The organism is Bacillus sp. FJAT-27001 (genome assembly GCF_019039175.1).
In the GTDB taxonomy this organism is placed as follows: domain Bacteria; phylum Bacillota; class Bacilli; order Bacillales; family Bacillaceae; genus Bacillus; species Bacillus velezensis.
This window is the reverse complement of sequence record NZ_JAHOAA010000014.1, coordinates 31,677-35,984: the sequence shown is the minus strand read 5'-3', so window position 1 is coordinate 35,984 and position 4,308 is coordinate 31,677. Positions and strand designations below refer to the sequence as shown.

The 4,308-nt window shown below is 44.3% G+C and carries 5 protein-coding genes; all 5 read right to left on the bottom strand.

The window, feature by feature from the left end; genetic code table 11:
- On the bottom strand, nucleotides 1-707 hold a 707-nt coding region (locus tag BGM27_RS20240), incomplete at its 3' end, for a phage major capsid protein (protein ID WP_254122954.1).
- Nucleotides 708-722: 15 nt separating this feature from the next.
- Nucleotides 723-1,310, bottom strand: coding sequence for a DUF4355 domain-containing protein (locus BGM27_RS20235; protein WP_063095625.1), 588 nt, complete (start codon nucleotides 1,308-1,310; stop codon nucleotides 723-725).
- A 102-nt stretch (nucleotides 1,311-1,412) separates the two neighbouring features.
- Nucleotides 1,413-2,339, bottom strand: a complete 927-nt coding sequence (locus tag BGM27_RS20230; RefSeq protein WP_217031387.1) for a phage minor head protein — start codon at nucleotides 2,337-2,339, stop codon at nucleotides 1,413-1,415.
- Nucleotides 2,326-3,729, bottom strand: coding sequence for a phage portal protein (locus BGM27_RS20225; protein WP_217031386.1), 1,404 nt, complete (start codon nucleotides 3,727-3,729; stop codon nucleotides 2,326-2,328). The genes BGM27_RS20230 and BGM27_RS20225 overlap by 14 nt, the downstream gene beginning before the upstream one ends.
- A partial coding sequence (locus BGM27_RS20680; protein WP_483297761.1) for a phage terminase large subunit family protein occupies nucleotides 3,729-4,308 on the bottom strand: 580 nt, incomplete at its 5' end. The genes BGM27_RS20680 and BGM27_RS20225, both read right to left, overlap by 1 nt.

Below are 4,308 nucleotides of genomic sequence, written 5' to 3'. Positions count from 1 at the left end.
GCCGCAAGTAATGCCGCTTTTTCGTAATCCCATGACTTAGAATCCACATATCCGATCGGAAGGCCAAGTGCTTGTTGTGTGGCGCCGCCTGTCGCATCGTTGAAGATCGGAAGACCATTACCATCCTTTGTGCCGCGGAGCTTTTGACGGAATCGGCGTGTTGTTGTAAAGCCGTTTACATCTTTGTCAGCGTCTTCGACCAGAGCCATGACCCCGTTTAACTCATCATATAGATTGCCAAGTGAGTTTAACGAAATAGTGTTACCAGATTCCTTGATTTTTTCAAATACAGATACGCCTTTTCCAAACGGTGAATCTACACCGAATAACGCAGCCTGATCAAATTTGATCGCAAAGGCTTCAGCGATAGCCGGGCGCATTTGTGTGAAGAAATCTGTTACAGAGTAGCGCAAGAATTCTTTAGAAACAGGGATGATGACACCCAATTTCTTTGAAATCATTTTTGCTGTTAACCATTGAGCCTTAGACGTTTGAATTCTATCGCCCTCTCCAACCCAGTATGCCCCTGGCCCAGAAGCCAAGTACGTGAATTCTTTCTCCGGCTTAGTCATTTCTTCATATTTTGCGAGTTTCGTGACAGCAGATTGGGTCATAAACTCTTTTAAAACCAGCGTTCCTTGTTCAGTTGGAACCTTCCCATTTACTGAGTCTTGCATTAATGCATTGTTTGGATTAAATGTTGGCATTAAAGATAGCCCTCCTTATTTTCTAATACTTGCTTCAGCTGCAAGTGAGCTGATGTCTAAATCTTGATTTGTCGGTTCGTTGCTGCCGGACTGGACATCACGGCCATTCTCTTGAAACTTGGATTCAATAGCCTTTTGAAGTGCAGCGTTGTACTTCTCTTCGAATGCTCCGAGGTTCTTCATCGTTGATTCTTCATCCTCACCGACAAAGAATCCCACTACTTCTACATCTGCCGGCAGTTGCTTTTCAGAAGCATAAGAAACAGCTTTGTTTAAAAGCTTTTCACGTTGTGCTGCTGTCTTTTGATCTTTCAGCTCCTTTTCGAGCTTCCTGATCCGCTTCTGCTCTTCTGTTTCTTCTGGATAAAGCTCTTTTACCTTTGCATCAACCAGAGCATCGAGGTTGTTCGCCTTCCACGTATCAAGGCCTTTCGTAAAATGGGAATCCAACCGAGGCTGAATGAGACGTTTTCCTTCTTCTGTATCTAAAAACCCATTCACCTTGTCAGCAGACACGGCAGAAAGTTCATTCAGATACGACTGTACTTCTTCGTTCTCTTTATTTTCTTCAAGAAATTTTTTCACATCTTCTAATGTTGGCATTACGCTTCTTCCTCCTTTGCCCTCTACAGTGCGCGCCTGTTATGAGTGCATGAAAAATAAGCCTTTTAACGTCATGCTCAGGACAAAATAAAAAGCCGCTGTTTAACGTCTTCCCTTTTCCTCAATGGATTTGTACCACTCTTCATAGGTTTGGTATGGGATTGTTTGGCCTGCCCCACTGCCGCCTTCCCTCGCCCTTCTCGTATCCGGCAGGACGCCGTTTACTTTGAAAGCAATTGTACAACGGCAGTTAATATCATCTTTGGCATTATTCATGTGCCCCGGAGCCGGCCCGACTCCGCCGTAAATTGATTTGAACAGCCCCTTGCGTTCTATTGTCTTCCCGTCCAGTTTCCTGTGCCCGGCTCGTGTTTTAAGATCAAGAGTAGCATTCCACATCTTTTTAAGATTGCTCCGTTTTGAGGCCTTCTCAGCACTTTCCATTCTTGCCGAGACTTGTACCCTATGAGCTTCTGTTCTCGCCACGTCACGGGCTTTCCTGCGGGCAAATTCGGTTGCTCTTTCAATGCGGCGGGCGATCTTTGAATAATCCTCCCCCGCTTGTAGGCCCTGTGCGACGGAAATTTGAATCTGCCGGATATAATCGTCTCGATGCCGCCTGTATATCGCTGACAAAGTCAATTCAGCTATAGGGTTTAGAATGGCCTGCCGAATGGCTTCGGCTGTCGGGATGCTAAAACCCAAGTTAACCACGGATTCCATTTCAAATAGATAAGCAGAACGCATATAATTCTCTAAAAACTGCTTGGCTGCTAATGCCTCAACAATAGTCAGAATGGTTTTGAAAGCCTTGTGAGATTCCTCGGCCATCCTCTCCATTTCCTTGTTCAGACGATTGTATTTGTTGGCATCGGCTAAAGTAAGCTGGCCGTCCTTACTGTATTTCGCATACAGCCGTGCAATTTGTGCATTGATCTCCTTTAAGCGAGATGCAAAAACGACATCAATCTTTTGAGCATCCTCAGTGATCATGTCGTCCAGGTACTTATCAATATCATTCTGGTTCATCTTCATCACCGCCCGCGTCTGTTTCCACATCCGTTAACGGCGGCATGTTGAGCCTGTATTCCTCTTCTTCCTCTTCCATCTTCTTCAGCTCATACTGGACATCATCAACAAACGACAGCAGAGACAGGCGAGTTTCTTCGCTTACCATTCCTTTAAGCTGTCCTGTCGTGTTTGCTTCTTCCAGTACATTTGCCGGAAGGTTTCGCTTAAAGCCGAACCAAACTTTTTTATAATCCTCCGCTGCCGCTTGCCTTTTAGTGCCCCATGCGGAAAAAATCAGTTTATATTGATAACGCAGAGCAGCCGTCATCTTCCGTTCCATTGTGATGCATTTGTTTTCAAGCGACATCAATTTATATTTCATCGCTACCCCTGAAACGTTCCCGCCAAAAGATTCATCGGAGAAATTGACCGATTTTGCAAAGCGAAGGATATTCTCTTCCAACCTATCAAGATGGTTTTCTATGATGGCATCGTTTATATCCTTTGTCAGATAGCTTACGTCATCTTTTTCGTCATACAATTCAAGGATTCCGGTCTTTTTGAGCTGATCAAGCGTCTCTTCATCCGCGCCAAGCCCTTTTAAAATCAGATAAGCCAGTCGGTATTGCTCAATCTCATTCGATGCATCGGACAACGTGCGGTCATACGCATCAATTAACGAAAGAACCTTTTCAGCATCTCCCTTTAGTTCCTTGTTATTCGCTAAACCGAATAAGGGGCAGCCATCAAAAAGATGCAATGTTTTTTTATCAAAAGTGAAGGCTGAGCTGTCTTTCGTACTGAAATAATAGACATATTTCTGATCATAGAATTCTGCTTTGATCTTTCCGCCGTACACCGTGTAATATCGCAAAGCGTAAGTAGGTTCATGGATGCTTCCATCAGTAATAAAGGCGCATTCCCATGGATCAATATTTTTTATACGCACATTTCCAGAACGGTCAACATAAGCGAGGCGGGCGCCGTAACCGCAAATAGAGGCCATTTTCCCCCACTCGCTGTCTTCATCAGCAATGTTATTTCCCATATTAAAATCTTCGATCAGCTGTTTTACAGGTATTGCAGTGCTTGCCGCATCGCTCTCATCAAACTCATATGCAATAGGGTGGCCGAACAAATAGCCCACCTTTGTATCAATGATTTCAGAATCAAACGAGTTGTTCAGCCTATTGTTTACTTTGTGATCAATACGTTTTAATTTTCCTGTTTCAAAATCCTCGTATTCAATGGCTTTTCTGGATAAGATCGGAACGCCTTGAATCTCAGCCTGGTACCGATCATAAAGCTTTTTCATTCTGTCATGATCCGGCTTATGTTCCTGAATGATCTTGTCAATCAATTCAGGCGTTATGCCGGACTGTTCAATCATGTCTATAAAATGATTCATCAGCTCACCCCTTTCCGCCTTTTCGGTTTATTATGGGAATACAGAGCGTACCGGAGTGAGTCCAGCACGTCGTCCCATTCCTTCACAGGATCGCCGGTCTTTTGATTCCAAACATACATAAAAATTTCCTTTTCGAAGCGAGCGACCTTATCTTTCACGATGAACAATTCATGTCGCTTAAACAGCCGCGCCACTTCTTCGATACCGGATATGACCGCCTTATCAGCGTTCAATGCACGCAGTTTCTCTCTGCGGAATCGCTGAACGTGTTCCGGCCGCGCAGTATCGCAGTAGAAATTGATGTTGCCGTATCGCTCTTTGATGTCCTTCGCTATCTTCACCCAGTAATCAATTTCCTCATGTTGCTTGGCATATTCTTCGAGCAAATAAAAACACCCCTGGTCATCTTGTCCGATTACAACAATAGAACCCGGGTGCTCATATCCCCAGTCGACGCCCGCAAAATACTTCTTGAAATTGACGCGCCTGTTTTCCAATTCCTCAGAGCTGATATAGTGAATGTCCTTATTAAAATCCTTGTATATGACCCCTTCAGGCGCCACCCAATAACCGTGTATA